This window comes from Citrobacter sp. Cpo040, assembly GCF_030332915.1.
GTDB classification, from domain to species: domain Bacteria; phylum Pseudomonadota; class Gammaproteobacteria; order Enterobacterales; family Enterobacteriaceae; genus Citrobacter; species Citrobacter portucalensis.
Genome location: NZ_JAOWGX010000035.1, coordinates 281,057 through 297,434 on the forward strand (window position 1 = coordinate 281,057; position 16,378 = coordinate 297,434).

16 protein-coding genes are annotated in these 16,378 nt (G+C 54.2%); 8 read left to right on the forward strand and 8 right to left on the reverse strand.

From position 1 onward, the window contains the following. Window positions 1-176: 176 nt before the first annotated feature. The 4 genes from lldP to trmL are packed head-to-tail and all read left to right on the forward strand — an operon-like array spanning window position 177 to window position 4,306. Window positions 177-1,832, forward strand: coding sequence for an L-lactate permease (gene lldP, locus OGX86_RS14265; RefSeq protein WP_048215310.1), 1,656 nt, complete (start codon window positions 177-179; stop codon window positions 1,830-1,832). Beyond that, on the forward strand, window positions 1,829-2,605 hold the full coding sequence (gene lldR / locus OGX86_RS14270) for a transcriptional regulator LldR (protein ID WP_123269012.1): 777 nt from the start codon (window positions 1,829-1,831) through the stop codon (window positions 2,603-2,605). Before lldP ends, lldR begins: the two co-directional genes overlap by 4 nt. Beyond that, complete coding sequence (gene lldD / locus OGX86_RS14275; protein WP_008786460.1) at window positions 2,602-3,792, forward strand: FMN-dependent L-lactate dehydrogenase LldD; 1,191 nt, start codon at window positions 2,602-2,604, stop codon at window positions 3,790-3,792. Before lldR ends, lldD begins: the two co-directional genes overlap by 4 nt. A gap of 40 nt (window positions 3,793-3,832) precedes the next feature. Further along, a complete protein-coding gene (gene trmL / locus OGX86_RS14280; RefSeq protein ID WP_286640227.1) occupies window positions 3,833-4,306 on the forward strand; it encodes a tRNA (uridine(34)/cytosine(34)/5-carboxymethylaminomethyluridine(34)-2'-O)-methyltransferase TrmL in 474 nt (157 codons plus the stop codon). A 181-nt stretch (window positions 4,307-4,487) separates the two neighbouring features. Here the strand turns inward: trmL and cysE are convergent, their stop codons facing one another. The 5 genes from cysE to OGX86_RS14305 all read right to left on the reverse strand — a co-directional run bounded on the left by cysE (window position 4,488) and on the right by OGX86_RS14305 (window position 7,655). Beyond that, a complete protein-coding gene (gene cysE, locus OGX86_RS14285) occupies window positions 4,488-5,309 on the reverse strand; it encodes a serine O-acetyltransferase (protein WP_016154965.1) in 822 nt (273 codons plus the stop codon). Between the two features lie 77 nt (window positions 5,310-5,386). Beyond that, entirely contained in the window at window positions 5,387-6,406 is a 1,020-nt protein-coding gene (gene gpsA, locus OGX86_RS14290; RefSeq protein WP_008786462.1) for an NAD(P)H-dependent glycerol-3-phosphate dehydrogenase, read from the reverse strand. After that, complete coding sequence (gene secB, locus OGX86_RS14295; protein ID WP_003024155.1) at window positions 6,406-6,873, reverse strand: protein-export chaperone SecB; 468 nt, start codon at window positions 6,871-6,873, stop codon at window positions 6,406-6,408. The genes gpsA and secB overlap by 1 nt, the downstream gene beginning before the upstream one ends. A gap of 46 nt (window positions 6,874-6,919) precedes the next feature. After that, a complete protein-coding gene (gene grxC / locus OGX86_RS14300; RefSeq protein WP_003024152.1) occupies window positions 6,920-7,171 on the reverse strand; it encodes a glutaredoxin 3 in 252 nt (83 codons plus the stop codon). A 52-nt stretch (window positions 7,172-7,223) separates the two neighbouring features. Further along, a complete protein-coding gene (locus tag OGX86_RS14305) occupies window positions 7,224-7,655 on the reverse strand; it encodes a rhodanese-like domain-containing protein (protein ID WP_003024148.1) in 432 nt (143 codons plus the stop codon). A gap of 249 nt (window positions 7,656-7,904) precedes the next feature. On the opposite strand from OGX86_RS14305, the gene gpmM reads away from it, so the two are divergent. Genes gpmM through OGX86_RS14320 form a run of 3 tightly spaced genes read left to right on the forward strand, consistent with a single transcriptional unit; the run spans window position 7,905 to window position 11,681 of the window. Beyond that, the gene (gene gpmM / locus OGX86_RS14310; RefSeq protein WP_057066896.1) at window positions 7,905-9,449 is read left to right on the forward strand and encodes a 2,3-bisphosphoglycerate-independent phosphoglycerate mutase; all 1,545 of its coding nucleotides are present in this window, start codon (window positions 7,905-7,907) and stop codon (window positions 9,447-9,449) included. A gap of 33 nt (window positions 9,450-9,482) precedes the next feature. After that, on the forward strand, window positions 9,483-10,742 hold the full coding sequence (envC, locus tag OGX86_RS14315) for a murein hydrolase activator EnvC (RefSeq protein ID WP_231587333.1): 1,260 nt from the start codon (window positions 9,483-9,485) through the stop codon (window positions 10,740-10,742). Window positions 10,743-10,745: 3 nt separating this feature from the next. Beyond that, window positions 10,746-11,681, forward strand: a complete 936-nt coding sequence (locus OGX86_RS14320) for a divergent polysaccharide deacetylase family protein (RefSeq protein ID WP_048227316.1) — start codon at window positions 10,746-10,748, stop codon at window positions 11,679-11,681. Here the strand turns inward: OGX86_RS14320 and OGX86_RS14325 are convergent, their stop codons facing one another. The 3 genes from OGX86_RS14325 to kbl all read right to left on the reverse strand — a co-directional run bounded on the left by OGX86_RS14325 (window position 11,682) and on the right by kbl (window position 15,133). Continuing rightward, complete coding sequence (locus tag OGX86_RS14325) at window positions 11,682-12,719, reverse strand: glycosyltransferase (protein ID WP_048215306.1); 1,038 nt, start codon at window positions 12,717-12,719, stop codon at window positions 11,682-11,684. Window positions 12,720-12,901: 182 nt separating this feature from the next. Next, the gene (tdh, locus tag OGX86_RS14330; protein WP_003024132.1) at window positions 12,902-13,927 is read right to left on the reverse strand and encodes an L-threonine 3-dehydrogenase; all 1,026 of its coding nucleotides are present in this window, start codon (window positions 13,925-13,927) and stop codon (window positions 12,902-12,904) included. A gap of 9 nt (window positions 13,928-13,936) precedes the next feature. Beyond that, window positions 13,937-15,133 (reverse strand): glycine C-acetyltransferase, encoded by a 1,197-nt coding sequence (gene kbl, locus OGX86_RS14335; protein WP_003827313.1) that lies wholly within the window; start codon window positions 15,131-15,133, stop codon window positions 13,937-13,939. A 214-nt stretch (window positions 15,134-15,347) separates the two neighbouring features. Here kbl and rfaD point away from each other — a divergent pair, with 214 nt between their 5' ends. After that, window positions 15,348-16,328 carry an ADP-glyceromanno-heptose 6-epimerase gene (gene rfaD / locus OGX86_RS14340; protein ID WP_048227317.1) on the forward strand — a complete coding sequence of 327 codons (981 nt, stop codon included), beginning with the start codon at window positions 15,348-15,350 and terminating at the stop codon, window positions 16,326-16,328. The last annotated feature ends 50 nt before the right edge of the window (window positions 16,329-16,378 follow it).

The window sequence follows — 16,378 nt, forward strand, 5'->3', positions numbered from 1 at the left end:
CTCACATTTCATTAAAATGTACGTACAATACCGTTGCCAACAAATAACATTTGATTAACCATTCATTGTCATTATCCCTACACAACAATATTGGCAGGGCCACTTTTACACATAGTGTGACGAAGATTTGAGCAAAGACTCATTCCATTATGTCGGCGGCCCCCAGGAGACCTGCAATGAATCTCTGGCAACAGAACTACGACCCGGCCGGTAATATCTGGCTTTCCAGCCTGATCGCATCGCTCCCTATCCTGTTTTTTTTCTTCGCCCTGATTAAGCTCAAGCTGAAAGGCTATGTTGCGGCGTCCTGGACGGTGGTGATTGCTCTGGCAGTCGCCCTGCTGTTTTACAAAATGCCGGTCGATCACGCGCTGGCATCCGTAGTGTACGGTTTCTTCTACGGTCTGTGGCCAATTGCCTGGATCATTATCGCCGCGGTATTCGTCTATAAAATCTCGGTGAAGACCGGACAGTTCGACATTATCCGATCATCGATACTCTCGATTACCCCAGACCAGCGTCTGCAAATGCTGATTGTCGGTTTCTCCTTTGGGGCATTCCTCGAAGGAGCAGCAGGCTTCGGTGCTCCGGTAGCGATTACCGCCGCACTGCTGGTTGGTCTTGGCTTTAACCCGCTGTATGCGGCAGGTTTGTGCCTGATCGTAAATACCGCGCCGGTCGCTTTTGGCGCAATGGGCATTCCGATTCTGGTTGCCGGTCAGGTTACCGGACTGGACAGCTTCGAGATTGGCCAGATGGTAGGTCGTCAACTGCCGTTCCTGACCATTATCGTGCTGTTCTGGATTATGGCGATTATGGATGGCTGGCGTGGTGTCAAAGAAACCTGGCCTGCGGTGATGGTCGCTGGCGGCTCGTTTGCTATCGCACAGTACCTCAGCTCTAACTTTATCGGGCCGGAACTGCCGGACATCATCTCTTCTCTGGTCTCACTGGTGTGTCTGACGCTGTTCCTGAAACGCTGGCAGCCGGTACGCATCTTCCGTTTTGGCGATATGGGCGCTTCGCAGGTCGATATGGATCTGTCGCGCACCCGCTACACCGCTGGGCAGGTGGTACGCGCCTGGTCACCGTTCCTGTTCCTGACCGCTACCGTCACGCTGTGGAGCATACCGCCGTTTAAAGCGCTGTTTGCGCCAGGCGGCGCGATGTACCACTGGGTGGTCAATATTCCGGTTCCGTTCCTCGACAAGCTGGTTGCCCGTATGCCACCGGTCGTACACGAAGCTACAGCCTACGCGGCGGTGTACAAATTTGACTGGTTCTCCGCGACCGGTACCGCAATACTGTTTGCCGCCCTGCTGTCTATCGTCTGGCTGAAAATGAAGCCATCTGCTGCGCTGCAGACCTTTGGCAGCACGCTGAAAGATCTGGCGCTGCCTATCTACTCCATCGGGATGGTGCTGGCATTCGCGTTTATCTCTAACTACTCCGGGCTTTCATCCACCCTGGCGCTGGCCCTGGCACACACCGGCAGCGCGTTTACCTTCTTCTCGCCGTTCCTCGGCTGGCTGGGGGTATTCCTGACTGGATCCGACACCTCATCAAACGCACTGTTTGCCGCCCTGCAGGCCACAGCCGCTCAGCAAATCGGCGTTTCGGATGTGCTGATGGTGGCCGCAAATACCACCGGCGGCGTGACCGGCAAGATGATCTCTCCACAGTCCATTGCTATCGCCTGTGCGGCAGTAGGATTAGTAGGGAAAGAGTCTGACCTGTTCCGCTTTACCGTGAAGCACAGCCTGATTTTCACCTGCATGGTGGGTGTGATTACCACGCTGCAGGCCTATGTCTTAACCTGGATGATTCCATGATAGTGATGCCCAGACGCCTGTCAGACGAAGTCGCATCTCGTGTGCGGGCGCTGATTGAAGAACAACAGCTGGAGGCGGGCATGAAGTTGCCCGCTGAGCGCCAGCTGGCCGTACAGCTCGGCGTATCGCGCAACTCGCTGCGCGAGGCGTTAGCAAAGCTGGTGAGTGAAGGCGTGCTGATTAGCCGTCGTGGCGGCGGGACGTTTATCCGCTGGCAGCATGAGGCATGGTCTGAACAAAACATCGTTCAGCCGCTGAAAACCCTGCTGGCGGACGACCCTGATTACAGTTTCGATATTCTGGAAGCCCGCCACGCCATCGAAGCCAGCACCGCCTGGCACGCAGCCATGCGCGCCACTGTTGCCGACAAAGAGAAAATCAGGCTCTGTTTCGAGGCCACACAAAGCGAAGATCCGGATCTCGCCTCGCAGGCAGACGTTCGCTTTCATCTCGCCATTGCGGAGGCCTCGCATAACGTGGTGCTGTTACAGACCATGCGCGGTTTCTTCGACGTATTGCAGTCTTCGGTGAAACAGAGCCGCCAGCGTATGTACCTCGTGCCGCCCGTATTTTCACAGCTGACGGCACAACATCAGGCCGTACTGGATGCCATTGTTGCCGGAGATGCCGACGGCGCGCGCAAAGCGATGATGGCGCACCTCAGTTTTGTCCATACCACGATTAAACGATTTGATGAAGATCAGGCCCGCCAGGCGCGAATCACCCGCCTGCCCGGTGACCCTGGTGAGAATAGCAGGGAGAACAACACATGATTATTTCAGCAGCCAGCGACTATCGCGCCGCAGCCCAGCGCATCCTACCCCCCTTCTTGTTTCACTACATTGACGGTGGGGCGTATGCAGAGCACACCTTGCGTCGTAACGTGGCAGACCTGTCGGAAGTGGCGCTACGCCAGCGCGTGCTGAAGAATATGTCCGACCTGAGCCTGGAGACAAAGCTGTTCAACGAAACGCTCTCCATGCCGGTGGCCCTTGCACCTGTCGGTCTGTGCGGCATGTACGCGCGCCGGGGCGAAGTTCAGGCCGCCGCCGCCGCTGATGCCAAAGGCATTCCGTTTACGCTTTCCACTGTATCCGTATGTCCGATTGAAGAAGTCGCCCCAACCATCAAGCGTCCAATGTGGTTTCAGCTATATGTTCTGCGCGATCGCGGCTTTATGCGCAACGCGCTGGAGCGCGCCAAAGCGGCGGGTTGCTCCACGCTGGTCTTTACCGTCGATATGCCAACACCGGGTGCACGCTACCGTGACGCCCATTCCGGGATGAGCGGCCCAAATGCCGCACTACGCCGCTACTGGCAGGCAGTCACCCATCCACAGTGGGCATGGGACGTTGGCCTGAACGGTCGCCCACATGATTTAGGTAATATCTCGACTTATCTTGGTAAACCTACCGGTCTTGAGGATTACATCGGCTGGCTGGCGAATAACTTCGATCCGTCGATTTCCTGGAAAGACCTCGAGTGGATCCGCGAGTTTTGGGATGGTCCGATGGTGATCAAAGGGATCCTCGATCCCGAAGATGCCCGAGACGCCGTACGCTTTGGCGCGGATGGTATTGTTGTCTCTAACCACGGTGGCCGCCAGTTAGATGGCGTGCTGTCTTCTGCTCGCGCGCTGCCCGCTATTGCCGATGCGGTAAAAGGCGATATCACCATTCTGGCAGATAGTGGGATCCGCAACGGTCTGGACGTCGTACGTATGATTGCGCTGGGCGCGGATAGTGTTCTGCTGGGACGTGCTTATCTGTACGCGCTGGCCACCCACGGTCAGGCCGGGGTGGCGAATCTACTAAATCTGATCGAGAAAGAGATGAAGGTGGCAATGACCCTGACCGGGGCGAAATCGATTAGCGAAATCAGCCGTGATTCGCTGGTACAAGAACTGGGTAAACAGGTGGCTGACTACCCGATGCAGCCCAAACGTGGAAATGCGGCGTAAACGTTAATTTGCTATGCTGCCCCGTACTTAAGGGGGCAGCATGCTAAACATCGTTTTATTCGAACCAGAAATCCCGCCAAATACCGGCAATATTATCCGTCTTTGCGCCAACACCGGCTTTCGTCTGCATATTATTGAGCCAATGGGCTTTACCTTGGACGACAAGCGCCTGCGTCGCGCGGGGCTGGATTACCATGAATTTGCCGCCGTGCAACGCCACCCTGATTACGCCGCCTTCGTCGCCGCAGAAAATCCGCAACGTCTGTTTGCCCTGACCACCAAAGGTACGCCAGCGCATAGCGCGGTAAGCTATCAGGATGGGGATTATCTGATGTTTGGCCCGGAAACTCGCGGTCTGCCAGCCAGCATCCTCGACGCGCTGCCTGCCGAACAAAAAATTCGTATTCCGATGATGCCGGACAGTCGCAGCATGAACCTGTCGAATGCGGTGTCGGTGGTAGTGTATGAGGCCTGGCGCCAGTTAGGTTATCCCGGCGCAGTATTGCGTAGTTGATTTTTGTCGGATGGCGGCTGACGCCTTATCCGACCTACGAAAGAATTTACCGTTATTTTTCGAGCGTTATCGGCGCAGTCAGGTTGGACACGGACTGCGCTTGCCGACCTGCGCGTACACGTAGTACGTGAGGATGGCGAGCACAGCCCAGGTTCAAGATGACAAGTAAGATAGCTCGAAATCAGATGCCATCGCCGTATTCGAAAGTATGATGAATCCCATTGAAATGCTGATCCATATCCATGGACGGCTTATCGCTGTCTGGCTTACCGACGATGCGTGCCGGAACGCCTGCCGCGGTAGTGTGCGGGGGGACCGGCTGTAAAACCACGGAACCTGCGCCAATCTTCGCGCCGCGTCCGACTTCAATGTTGCCGAGAATTTTCGCGCCCGCGCCAATCATCACCCCTTCACGAATTTTCGGATGACGATCGCCGCCGGCTTTACCGGTCCCGCCGAGCGTAACGGATTGCAAAATAGAGACGTCGTTTTCAATCACCGCGGTTTCACCCACCACAATACCGGTGGCGTGATCGAGCATGATCCCACGGCCAATTTTTGCCGCCGGGTGAATATCTACCTGGAAGCTAACGGACACCTGATTTTGCAGGAAGATCGCCAGTGCCTGACGCCCCTGATGCCACAGCCAGTGACCAATACGGTAGGCCTGAAGCGCATGAAAACCCTTCAGGTACAGAAGTGGGGTGGAATATTTATCGACAGCCGGGTCACGCGTACGTACCGCCTGAATATCACAGGCCGCTGAGGCAATCATTTCAGGATCGGCGGCATAGGCCTCTTCCACGACTTCGCGAATCGCAATGGCAGGCATGATCGGAGAGGCGAGTTTATTCGCCAGCATATAGCTTAGCGCACTGCCGAGATTTTCATGCTTGAGCAGCGTTGCGTGGTAAAAACTGGCCAGCATTGGCTCACATTCCGCCAGTGCCCGGGCTTCCGCTTTAATGTTTTTCCAGACGATATCCAGTTCTTCACACGGCATTGCGTACTCCAGAAGGTAGCAAAACGACCGACCCGTTCTTCGCGGGTCGGGTCGTTATATTCAACAGTTCCTTACAGCTAGTGGCGACTCAGCTCGTCCTTGCGTGCACGGCCTAATAACGTCAATGCTGCCTCGCGCGCGTTTTTTCCGCAATACAATACTTGATAAATTTCCTCGGTTATTGGCATCTCAACACCAAAACGGTGCGCCAATTCACGAACTTCTTTCGTATTGCGATAGCCTTCAACCACTTGGCCAATCTTGTCCTGCGCACCCTGCACGTCCATCCCCTGGCCGAGCATCATGCCAAAACGACGGTTGCGCGACTGGTTGTCGGTACAGGTCAGCACCAGATCGCCTAAACCCGCCATCCCCATAAAGGTGGCAGGATCGGCCCCCAGCGCCGCACCAAGACGAGACATTTCGGTCAGCCCACGGGTGATCAATGCGGTTCGTGCATTCGCGCCAAAACCGATGCCGTCAGACATCCCCGCACCAATGGCAATGACGTTTTTCACCGCGCCGCCAAGCTGCACGCCAATGAAATCCGGGTTGCTATAAACGCGGAAGCTTTTGCCGCAGTGCAGCAACTGCTGGAGATCGTCAGCAAAAGTGTCGTCCGTCGAGGCCAGAGAAATCGCCGTCGGCATGCCCGCAGCCAGCTCTTTGGCGAACGTCGGGCCGGAAATAACCGCCAGTGGAATTGAGTCCCCCAGCGCTTCACGCGCGACGTCCTGCAGCAGACGCCCTGTTTCCGCTTCCAGACCTTTTGTCGCCCAGACCAGTCGTGCGTCAGGACGCATCAATGGTTTGATGTTACGCAGCACTTCGCCAAAGACGTGGCTCGGCACCACCACCAGAATATTACGACTGGCGGCCAGCGCTGTGGCTAAATCACTTTCCAGGCGCAGCGTGTCGGGAAAAGGCACATCAGGAAGGAACGCGACGTTGCAGCGATCGTGCTCGAGAGTCGCGATATGTTTAGGATCATGGCCCCACAGGACAACCTGATGGCCATTTCTTGCCAGGGTGATGGCAAGAGCGGTGCCGTACGAGCCGGCACCAATCACAGTCATTGAAGCATTACTTTGGTTCATCAGGCATCCTGATGTTCTTCAGTACCTTCGCCAGCCTGCTGCTGTAAATAGTTCATGAACAGCGCATCAAAGTTGACCGGCGCAAGGTTCAGTTGCGGGAACGTACCGCGTGAAACCAGGCTGGTGATGCATTCGCGGGCATACGGGAACAGGATGTTCGGGCAGTATGCGCCCAGGCAATGCGCCATCTGAGTCCCTTCGATACCACTGATGGAGAAAATACCGCCCTGCTGAACTTCGCACAGGAACGCAGTTTCTTCACCCAGGGAAGCCGTTACGGTGACACGCAGCACTACTTCATACACGTCATCTGCCAGTTGGGTAGATGCGGTATCAAGATCCAGTTTAACCTCTGGCTGCCAATCTTTCTGGAAAACATGCGGTGCATTTGGCGCTTCGAAAGACACATCCTTGGTATAAATACGTTGGATCTGGAAAGCCATTTCAGTGTTATTTTGTTCTGACATGTTGAGAAAACCCTTTAGTGTTGTCCTTTAAATACTTCGGTACGCCTTAACGCAACAGCGGATCCAGTCCACCACGCGCATCCAACGCATACAAGTCGTCACAACCACCAATGTGCTGTGCATCAATAAAAATCTGCGGAACCGTAGTACGGCCACTGCGCTTGATCATTTCTTCACGCTTCACGGCATCGCCGTCAATCGGAAGCTCCTGGAAACTCACACCCTTGCTGTTCAGGAGCGCCTTTGCGCGATGGCAAAACGGGCAGGTTGCTTTGGTATAGATCTCAATATTGGCCATGACTTATCTCCAGTGTTCTTTTTACCCTGCGGCATGAAAGAAGACGGGTAAATTACTTACCGCGAACCAGTGGCAGATTCTCACCACTCCAGCCCGCTACGCCATCTTTCAGTACAGACACCTGCTCAAAACCGGCTTTGATCAGCGCAGTTGCTGAATCCTGGCACTGCATGCCTGAACCATCAACCACAATCACAGGTTTGTTTTTGTGTTTTTCCAGTTCGCCAAAGTTGTTGGCTTTGATTTCGCTCGGCAGCAGGTTAGTGGAGCCTGCGATATGGCCTTTGCGGAAGTCGTCGCGCTGACGTAAATCCACGACAACGGCGTCTTCTTTATTGATGAGACGTGTGGCTTCTCCGCGCGTAATCACCTTCACTTTGGAAGTCAGGCTCTTAAACGTGGTAAATAATACAGCCGCCAGTAACGCAATCCAGGCGATACTCAATACAGGGTGGCGACTAACAAATTGCATAATTTCTTGCATGGGGGGTAACAACTCCCGACTCAGTGATTAAAAAAACCAGGAAAGGAGTATACCTGCGCGTTGGCGCAAATACAGCCAGAGCGTGCATTGGATTGCATTTTTGCGGGGCGCTACGGAAAAAAAAACCTAAAACCACGCCGTCTGCGGCGCGCTCTGGTCGATTATTTGATCTTCCGGGGCTACTTTATCGATTCAGCTGTAGTAAAATTACGCAATTATTTTTTATCTATTAAGTGTGAGGTTGTCGCAATGTCGGTTTCTAAAAAACCTATGGTACTGGTGATTCTGGATGGCTACGGCTATCGCGAAGACAGCCAGGATAACGCCATTTTTAGTGCTAAAACCCCGGTAATGGATGCCCTGTGGGCAAAACGTCCGCATACCCTGATTGATGCGTCTGGCCTGGAAGTTGGCCTGCCCGATCGCCAGATGGGCAACTCCGAAGTCGGTCACGTCAACCTGGGCGCGGGCCGCATCGTGTATCAGGACCTGACCCGTCTGGATGTAGAAATTAAAGAGCGTACTTTCTTCGCTAACCCGGTGCTGACCAATGCGGTCGACCAGGCAAAAAATAGCGGCAAAGCGGTTCACATCATGGGTCTGCTCTCTGCGGGCGGTGTTCACAGCCACGAAGATCACATCATGGCGATGGTAGAAATGGCTGCTGAACGCGGGGCTGAGAAAATCTATCTGCACGCTTTCCTTGATGGTCGTGATACCCCGCCGCGCAGCGCTGAACATTCACTGCAGAAATTCGAAGAGAAATTTGCCGCACTGGGCAAAGGCCGCGTAGCGTCCATCATCGGTCGTTACTACGCGATGGACCGCGACAACCGTTGGGATCGCGTTGAACAGGCTTATGACCTGATGACGTTGGCCAAAGGCGAGTTCCAGTTCGCTACGGCGGTTGAAGGCCTGCAGGCTGCTTATGCCCGCGACGAAAACGACGAATTCGTGAAAGCGACCGTGATCCGTGCTGAAGGCCAGGCTGAAGCCGCCATGGAAGACGGCGATACGCTGATTTTCATGAACTTCCGTGCTGACCGTGCGCGTGAAATCACTCGTGCGTTTGTTAACGCTGACTTCGACGGCTTCGCCCGTAAGAAAGTCGTTAACCTCAACTTTGTGATGCTGACCGAATACGCGGCCGACATCAAAACTGCGGTTGCTTACCCACCAGCATCTCTGGCTAACACCCTTGGAGAGTGGATGGCGAAGCACGACAAAACGCAGTTGCGTATTTCCGAAACCGAAAAATATGCGCACGTGACCTTCTTCTTCAACGGCGGCGTAGAAGAGCCGTTCAAAGGCGAAGACCGCATCCTGATCAACTCGCCGAAAGTTGCGACCTACGATCTGCAGCCGGAGATGAGCTCTGCTGAGCTGACCGAAAAACTGGTTGCGGCGATTGAGAGCGGAAAATACGACACCATCATTTGTAACTACCCGAACGGCGATATGGTTGGTCATACCGGAGTGATGGAAGCAGCGGTTAAAGCGGTTGAAGCGCTGGATCACTGCGTTGAACAGGTCGCAAAAGCGGTTGAATCCGTTGGCGGCCAGTTGCTGATCACCGCAGACCACGGTAACGCAGAGCAGATGCGCGATCCGTCCACCGGTCAGGCGCACACTGCGCACACCAACCTGCCCGTTCCGCTGATTTATGTCGGTGGCAAGAACGTTAAAGCAGTCGAAGGCGGCAAACTTTCTGATATCGCCCCGACGATGCTGACGCTGATGGGTATGGAAATCCCGCAAGAGATGACTGGTAAGCCGCTGTTCATCGTGGAATAATCCCTCCCCATGAGGGGAAAGGCGATTAATACCATCACTCGGGCCGTGAAACCGCGTAAGTTTTCAGTCAGGCCCTTGTTCTACGCCAGCGCGCTTAGCGCTGGCGTATTGCTGTGCGCCTTTTCCGCCCACGCGGACGAACGCGACCAGCTCAAATCTATTCAGGCCGATATCGCGGCAAAAGAACGCGCGGTACGCCAACAGCAACAGCAACGCGCCACCCTCCTCGCTCAGCTTAAAGCTCAGGAACAAGCCATCGCCGTTGCCGCAAGGCAGTTGCGCGAAACGCAAAACTCACTGGCGCAGCTGAATGCACAAATCGCAGAGATGAACGCAGCACTCGCGAAGCTGGAAAAACAGCGGGCCGCGCAAGAGCGCAGCCTGGCAGCACAGCTAGACGCAGCTTTTCGCCAGGGCGAACACACCGGCATTCAGCTCATTCTTAGTGGTGAAGAAAGCCAGCGTGGGCAACGCCTGCAGGCCTATTTCGGCTATCTGAACCAGGCGCGACAGGAAACTATCGCGCAGCTGAAACAAACCCGCGAAGAGGTCGACTCGCAAAAAGCCGAGTTGGAAGATAAGCAGAGCGAACAGCAGACGCTACTGTACGAACAGCGCGCTCAGCAGGCTAAGCTGGAACAGGCACGTAACGAACGCCAGAAAACGCTTTCGAGTCTGGAATCATCGATTCAACAGGGTCAACAGCAACTGGGCGAAATGCGCGCCAACGAATCCCGTCTGCGCAACAGCATTGCTCGCGCCGAAGCCGCGGCCAAAGCGCGCGCGGAACGTGAAGCACGCGAGGCGCAGGCCGTACGTGATAAGCAGAAGGATGCGTCACGAAAAGGCTCAACCTATAAACCGACCGAAAGTGAAAAATCACTGATGTCGCGTACCGGGGGCCTGGGTTCGCCGCGCGGTCAGGCATTCTGGCCCGTTCGTGGTCCAACGTTACATCGTTATGGCGAACAGCTGCAGGGTGAGCTACGTTGGAAGGGGATGGTTATTGGCGCATCCGAAGGCACCGAAGTTAAAGCCATTGCCGATGGTCGCGTCATTCTGGCGGACTGGCTGCAGGGCTATGGCCTGGTGGTCGTCGTTGAACACGGTAAAGGCGATATGAGCCTGTACGGTTATAACCAGAGCGCACTGGTCAGCGTCGGTACGCAGGTTCGCGCCGGGCAGCCTATAGCACTTGTGGGTAGCAGCGGCGGTCAGGGCAGGCCGGCACTCTATTTTGAAATTCGTCGCCAGGGTCAGGCGGTCAATCCACAGCCGTGGTTGGGAAGATAAGTTTTGCCACAACAATTTCGTCGTCTACTACTCTCTCTCGCCAGTCTGCTGGCCTTCGCAACACCTGTATTTGCTGGCAAACTCGCCATCGTCATTGATGATTTCGGCTATCGCCCACACACTGAAAACCAGGTACTGGCGATGCCTTCTACCATCTCCGTTGCCGTTCTGCCTAACGCCCCACATGCGCGTGAAATGGCAATCAAAGCGCATAACAGCGGGCATGAAGTCTTGATCCATCTGCCAATGGCGCCGCTGAGCAAGCAGCCGTTAGAGAAAGACACGTTACGCCCTGAAATGAGCAGCGAAGAGATTGAGCGGATCATTCGCGACGCGGTAAGCAAAGTACCGAATGCGGTCGGTCTGAACAACCATATGGGCAGCGCGATGACCTCCAGTCTTTTCGGCATGCAGAAGGTGATGCAGGCGCTGGAACGCTACGACCTCTACTTCCTGGACAGCATGACCATCGGTAACAGCCAGGCAATGCGCGCAGCGTCAGGCACCGGTGTGAAGGTCATCAAGCGCAAAGTCTTCCTGGATGACACGCAAAACGAAGCCGATATTCGCCGTCAGTTTAATCGTGCCGTCGAGCTTGCACGCCGCAACGGTTCCGCAATCGCCATTGGCCACCCTCACCCGTCTACGGTTCGCGTCCTGCAGCAGATGCTGTATAGCCTGCCAGCCGACATCACGCTGGTTCGCCCAAGCAGCTTGCTCAATGAACCACAGGTGGATACCTCCAAGCCAAACCTCACGCCACCGAAGAACGGTACGCCTGATGCTCCGCGTAATCCTTTCCGCGGGGTGAAATTATGCAAACCGAAACAGCCGTTAGAGCCGGTGTACGCCAGCCGCTTCTTCAGCGTGCTCGGCGAAAGCATCACCCAAAGCACGCTGGTGCAGTATATGCGCCTGCAGTGGCAGGGCTGGCAATAATCAGTCTTTACTATCCAGCGTTAAATGGGCCAGGCGGCGCGGCGTCAATGATTTATCGCGCCACTGGCTAAAACGGATAGCCCACAACAGCACCTGATAACCCAGCTTAACGCTGCAGATATTACTCACCATACGCTTGAACATACCCGATACAAATACTTCAGCAATCATGCGCTGGCGGATTTTCTCGTCCGGCTCTTTACGTATGCAATGACAAACGCGTAGCGCTTCGTAAATCACCTGCTGTTTGAATTCCGGGTAAATTGGAATGCGTCCGGCGTAGTCGTGATTCATCTTATCCAGCAGACGGGTAATTTTGATGTAGTGGCGCTGGTAAGCGAGGTTTTTCAGCCCGGTGCGCGGCAGACGGCTAACAGATGCGCCGTGCAGGAAGTATTTGTACAGCGGGACTTCCGTGTAACGCGCGCGCTTCGCATTAAACATAAACTCCGTCGTCCAGATAATATCCTGGTGGTGCAGGCCAGACAGAAAGGTCAGCCCCGCGTCGCGGATAGTCTGATGACGATAAACGCCCATCCAGACAACGTGCCGCCAACGGCGGCTGGCTAACGCTTTGCGTAACCAGTCTGGCCCGGTCATCACGCCGGTAGAACGAATACGATCGGTAGGAATGGATGCCCAGGTGTGGCCTGTCTCGGCAATACACCAGTCAGCGTTGCACTGCGCAACATCCAGGTTGTCTTTCAGCGCCATATTCATCAGCGTTTCATACATTTCCGGATAGGCAATATCATCGCCGTCTACGTACGCGATATACTCTCCCCTGGCAACTTTCATACCGGTATTGCGCGCCGCAGAAACGCCCCCATTGCGCTGGTGCAGCAGATGAACGTGCGGATAACGATCCGCATAAGACTGAGCAAGCTCCGCAGAGTTATCCGTAGAGCCATCATTAACAATAATGATCTCCAGGTTCTTCCAGGTTTGCGCAATCAGTGAATCCATACACGCAATGAACGGCTCACCCGTGTTGTAAAGCGGCATAATGACGCTCAGGAGACCAGGGGTATAGGTCATATCAAATCCTGCCAAACAGTAGAGTTATCGGCACTTTTTAGCATATTAAGCGGTAGATTTTCAGAAAAAAATATTAATTCTTTAGCGGAAAATGCGCCGGGCAGGAGGAAGCAAAAAAGCCCCGGACGGTAATGATAATCAACATCCGGGGATAACACACAAAATCCACAGGGTGGATACGGTTAATCCCAGCTCAGGATCACTTTCCCTGACTGGCCTGAACGCATCGCGTCAAAGCCCTGCTGGAATTCATCGATGGAGAATCGATGGGTGATGATCGGCGACAAATCCAGTCCAGACTGGATCAGTGCAGCCATTTTGTACCAGGTTTCAAACATCTCACGACCGTAGATACCTTTAATAAACAGCCCCTTAAAGATAACTTTCGTCCAGTCGATGGACATATCAGATGGCGGAATACCCAGCATAGCAATACGGCCACCGTGGTTCATGGTGTCCAGCATGGCGCGAAACGCTGGCGGCGCCCCTGACATCTCCAGGCCCACATCAAACCCTTCGGTCATACCCAGTTCAGCCATCACGTCGGTCAGATTCTCTTTCGACACGTTGACCGCGCGGGTGATACCCATTTTGCGCGCCAGCTCAAGGCGATACTCATTAACGTCGGTGATCACCACGTGGCGTGCGCCAACATGCTTCGCGACCGCTGCCGCCATAATACCGATTGGACCCGCACCGGAAACCAGCACATCTTCCCCAACCAGATCGAACGACAGCGCCGTGTGCACTGCATTACCGAACGGATCGAAGATAGACGCCAGGTCGTCGGAGATATTGTCCGGGATTTTAAATGCGTTAAATGCCGGGATCACCAGATACTCCGCAAAGCAGCCAGGGCGGTTTACACCGACACCGGTCGTATTGCGGCACAGGTGAGTACGTCCACCGCGGCAGTTACGGCAATGCCCGCAGGTGATATGACCTTCGCCTGAAACACGATCGCCGATTTTAAAGCCTTTAACTTCCTGGCCGATGCCAACAACTTCGCCGACATATTCATGCCCAACGACCATCGGTACCGGGATGGTTTTTTGCGACCATTCATCCCAGTTATAAATGTGAACGTCAGTCCCGCAGATGGCTGTTTTACGGATTTTAATCAGCAAATCGTTATGACCGACTTCCGGTTCAGGAACGTCGGTCATCCAAATGCCCTCTTCCGCTTTCAGTTTGGATAACGCTTTCATTTCACATCCTCAGGCAATAACGCCCAGTTGTTTACCAATGCGTGTGAACGCCTCAACAGCACGCGTAATCTGCTCAGGGGTATGCGCCGCAGACATCTGGGTACGGATACGCGCCTGGCCTTTTGGAACCACCGGATAGAAGAATCCGGTAACGTAAATCCCCTCTTTTTGCAGCTCGCGGGCGAATGCCTGCGCCACTACTGCATCACCCAGCATAACCGGGATGATCGCGTGATCCGCACCGGCTAACGTAAAGCCTGCGGCAGACATTTGCTCGCGGAACTGACGTGCATTCGCCCACAGGCGATCGCGCAGGTCGCTGCCAGCTTCAACCATTTCCAGCACTTTAATGGAAGCCGCAACAATCGCCGGTGCCAGTGAGTTGGAGAACAAATAAGGGCGGGAACGCTGACGCAGCCACTCAACAACTTCTTTGCGCGCTGCGGTGTAACCACCGGATGCACCGCCGAGTGCTTTACCCAGCGTACCGGTGATGATGTCCACGCGACCCATCACGTCACAGTATTCATGGGAGCCACGACCATTTTCGCCGACAAAACCGACGGCATGGGAATCATCAACCATGACCAGCGCGTCGTATTTATCCGCCAGATCGCAAACGCCTTTCAGGTTAGCGATTACCCCATCCATAGAGAACACGCCATCAGTGGCGATCAGGATATGACGAGCGCCCGCTTCACGCGCTTCTTTCAGGCGAGCTTCCAGTTCCACCATATCGTTGTTGGCGTAACGGAAACGTTTTGCTTTACACAGACGCACGCCATCAATGATAGAAGCGTGGTTCAGGGCATCGGAAATAATTGCGTCTTCTGCGCCCAACAGCGTTTCAAACAGGCCGCCGTTGGCGTCGAAGCAGGAAGAGTAAAGGATGGCATCTTCCATACCGAGGAATGCCGCCAGTTTTTGCTCCAGTTGTTTATGGCTGTCCTGGGTACCGCAAATAAAGCGAACCGAAGCCATACCAAATCCGTGAGAATCCATACCCGCTTTTGCCGCTGCAATCAGTTCCGGATGGTTAGCCAGTCCCAGATAGTTGTTCGCACAAAAGTTAATAACGTGGCTTCCATCCGCCACGGTGATATCCGCCTGCTGGGCAGATGTAATAATGCGTTCTTCTTTAAACAATCCTTCCGCACGTGCGGTTTCGAGATCGTTCGTTAACTGTTTGTAAAAATCCCCACGCATTTCAATTCTCCAGACTGGGCAAATTTCAGCACATATTACCCAAAGCTATACGTTGATACGAGATGACGCATCATCACTTCTTCAAAATGAAGCATAAATCACGTGTACCCGCACGGCTTATCGGTGAATGGCTGAAGCCTAAGCCATGTAGTGATATGATAGAAGTATTCGTGTCTGAGATTGTCTCTGACTCCATAATTCGAAGGTTACATTTATGATCATCGTTACCGGCGGCGCGGGCTTTATCGGCAGCAACATCGTTAAGTCCCTGAATGATAAAGGCATCACCGACATCCTGGTGGTGGACAACCTGAAAGACGGCACCAAGTTTGTTAACCTGGTGGATCTGAATATTGCTGACTACATGGACAAGGAAGACTTCCTGATCCAGATTATGGCCGGGGAAGATTTCGGCGATATCGAAGCGATTTTCCACGAAGGCGCATGCTCTTCCACCACCGAGTGGGACGGCAAGTATATGATGGACAACAACTATCAATACTCCAAAGAGCTACTGCACTACTGCCTGGAGCGTGAAATCCCGTTCCTGTACGCATCCTCTGCCGCCACCTACGGCGGTCGCACTTCTGATTTCATCGAATCCCGTGAATATGAGAAACCGCTGAACGTCTACGGCTACTCAAAATTCCTGTTCGACGAGTACGTGCGTCAGATCCTGCCAGAAGCCAATTCACAGATTGTTGGCTTCCGCTATTTCAACGTCTACGGACCGCGTGAAGGCCACAAAGGCAGCATGGCAAGCGTTGCTTTCCACCTCAACACCCAGCTTAACAATGGCGAAACGCCAAAACTGTTTGAAGGCAGTGAAAACTTCAAACGTGATTTCGTTTACGTAGGCGACGTGGCTGCGGTAAACCTGTGGTTCCTGGAAAACGGGGTTTCCGGCATCTTTAACCTCGGTACAGGTCGTGCGGAATCTTTCCAGGCCGTTGCCGATGCTACGCTGGCGTACCACAAAAAAGGCAGCATTGAGTACATTCCATTCCCGGAAAAACTGAAAGGCCGCTACCAGGCATTTACCCAGGCAGATCTGACGAACCTGCGCGCAGCGGGCTATGACAAGCCGTTTAAAACCGTCGCCGAAGGCGTCACGGAATATATGGCCTGGCTGAACCGCGACAACGCTACAAATTCACAAAATCATTCGAGCGGTATCAAGGCGGCAACTAAGTGAACCTCCGGGAGCTTACAAAAGTAAGTGACCGTAGTGAACGCAGGCAGCCA

Excerpts from the sequence above, each read along its gene's own strand:
- lldR (WP_123269012.1), top strand. The coding sequence starts at position 1,829 with ATGATAGTGATGCCCAGACGCCTGTCAGACGAAGTCGCATCTCGTGTG.
- tdh (WP_003024132.1), bottom strand. The coding sequence starts at position 13,927 with ATGAAAGCGTTATCCAAACTGAAAGCGGAAGAGGGCATTTGGATGACC.
- gpmM (WP_057066896.1), top strand. The coding sequence starts at position 7,905 with ATGTCGGTTTCTAAAAAACCTATGGTACTGGTGATTCTGGATGGCTAC.
- OGX86_RS14305 (WP_003024148.1), bottom strand. The coding sequence starts at position 7,655 with ATGCAAGAAATTATGCAATTTGTTAGTCGCCACCCTGTATTGAGTATC.
- kbl (WP_003827313.1), bottom strand. The coding sequence starts at position 15,133 with ATGCGTGGGGATTTTTACAAACAGTTAACGAACGATCTCGAAACCGCA.
- lldP (WP_048215310.1), top strand. The coding sequence starts at position 177 with ATGAATCTCTGGCAACAGAACTACGACCCGGCCGGTAATATCTGGCTT.
- rfaD (WP_048227317.1), top strand. The coding sequence starts at position 15,348 with ATGATCATCGTTACCGGCGGCGCGGGCTTTATCGGCAGCAACATCGTT.
- grxC (WP_003024152.1), bottom strand. The coding sequence starts at position 7,171 with ATGGCCAATATTGAGATCTATACCAAAGCAACCTGCCCGTTTTGCCAT.
- OGX86_RS14325 (WP_048215306.1), bottom strand. The coding sequence starts at position 12,719 with ATGACCTATACCCCTGGTCTCCTGAGCGTCATTATGCCGCTTTACAAC.
- lldD (WP_008786460.1), top strand. The coding sequence starts at position 2,602 with ATGATTATTTCAGCAGCCAGCGACTATCGCGCCGCAGCCCAGCGCATC.
- trmL (WP_286640227.1), top strand. The coding sequence starts at position 3,833 with ATGCTAAACATCGTTTTATTCGAACCAGAAATCCCGCCAAATACCGGC.
- gpsA (WP_008786462.1), bottom strand. The coding sequence starts at position 6,406 with ATGAACCAAAGTAATGCTTCAATGACTGTGATTGGTGCCGGCTCGTAC.
- secB (WP_003024155.1), bottom strand. The coding sequence starts at position 6,873 with ATGTCAGAACAAAATAACACTGAAATGGCTTTCCAGATCCAACGTATT.
- cysE (WP_016154965.1), bottom strand. The coding sequence starts at position 5,309 with ATGCCGTGTGAAGAACTGGATATCGTCTGGAAAAACATTAAAGCGGAA.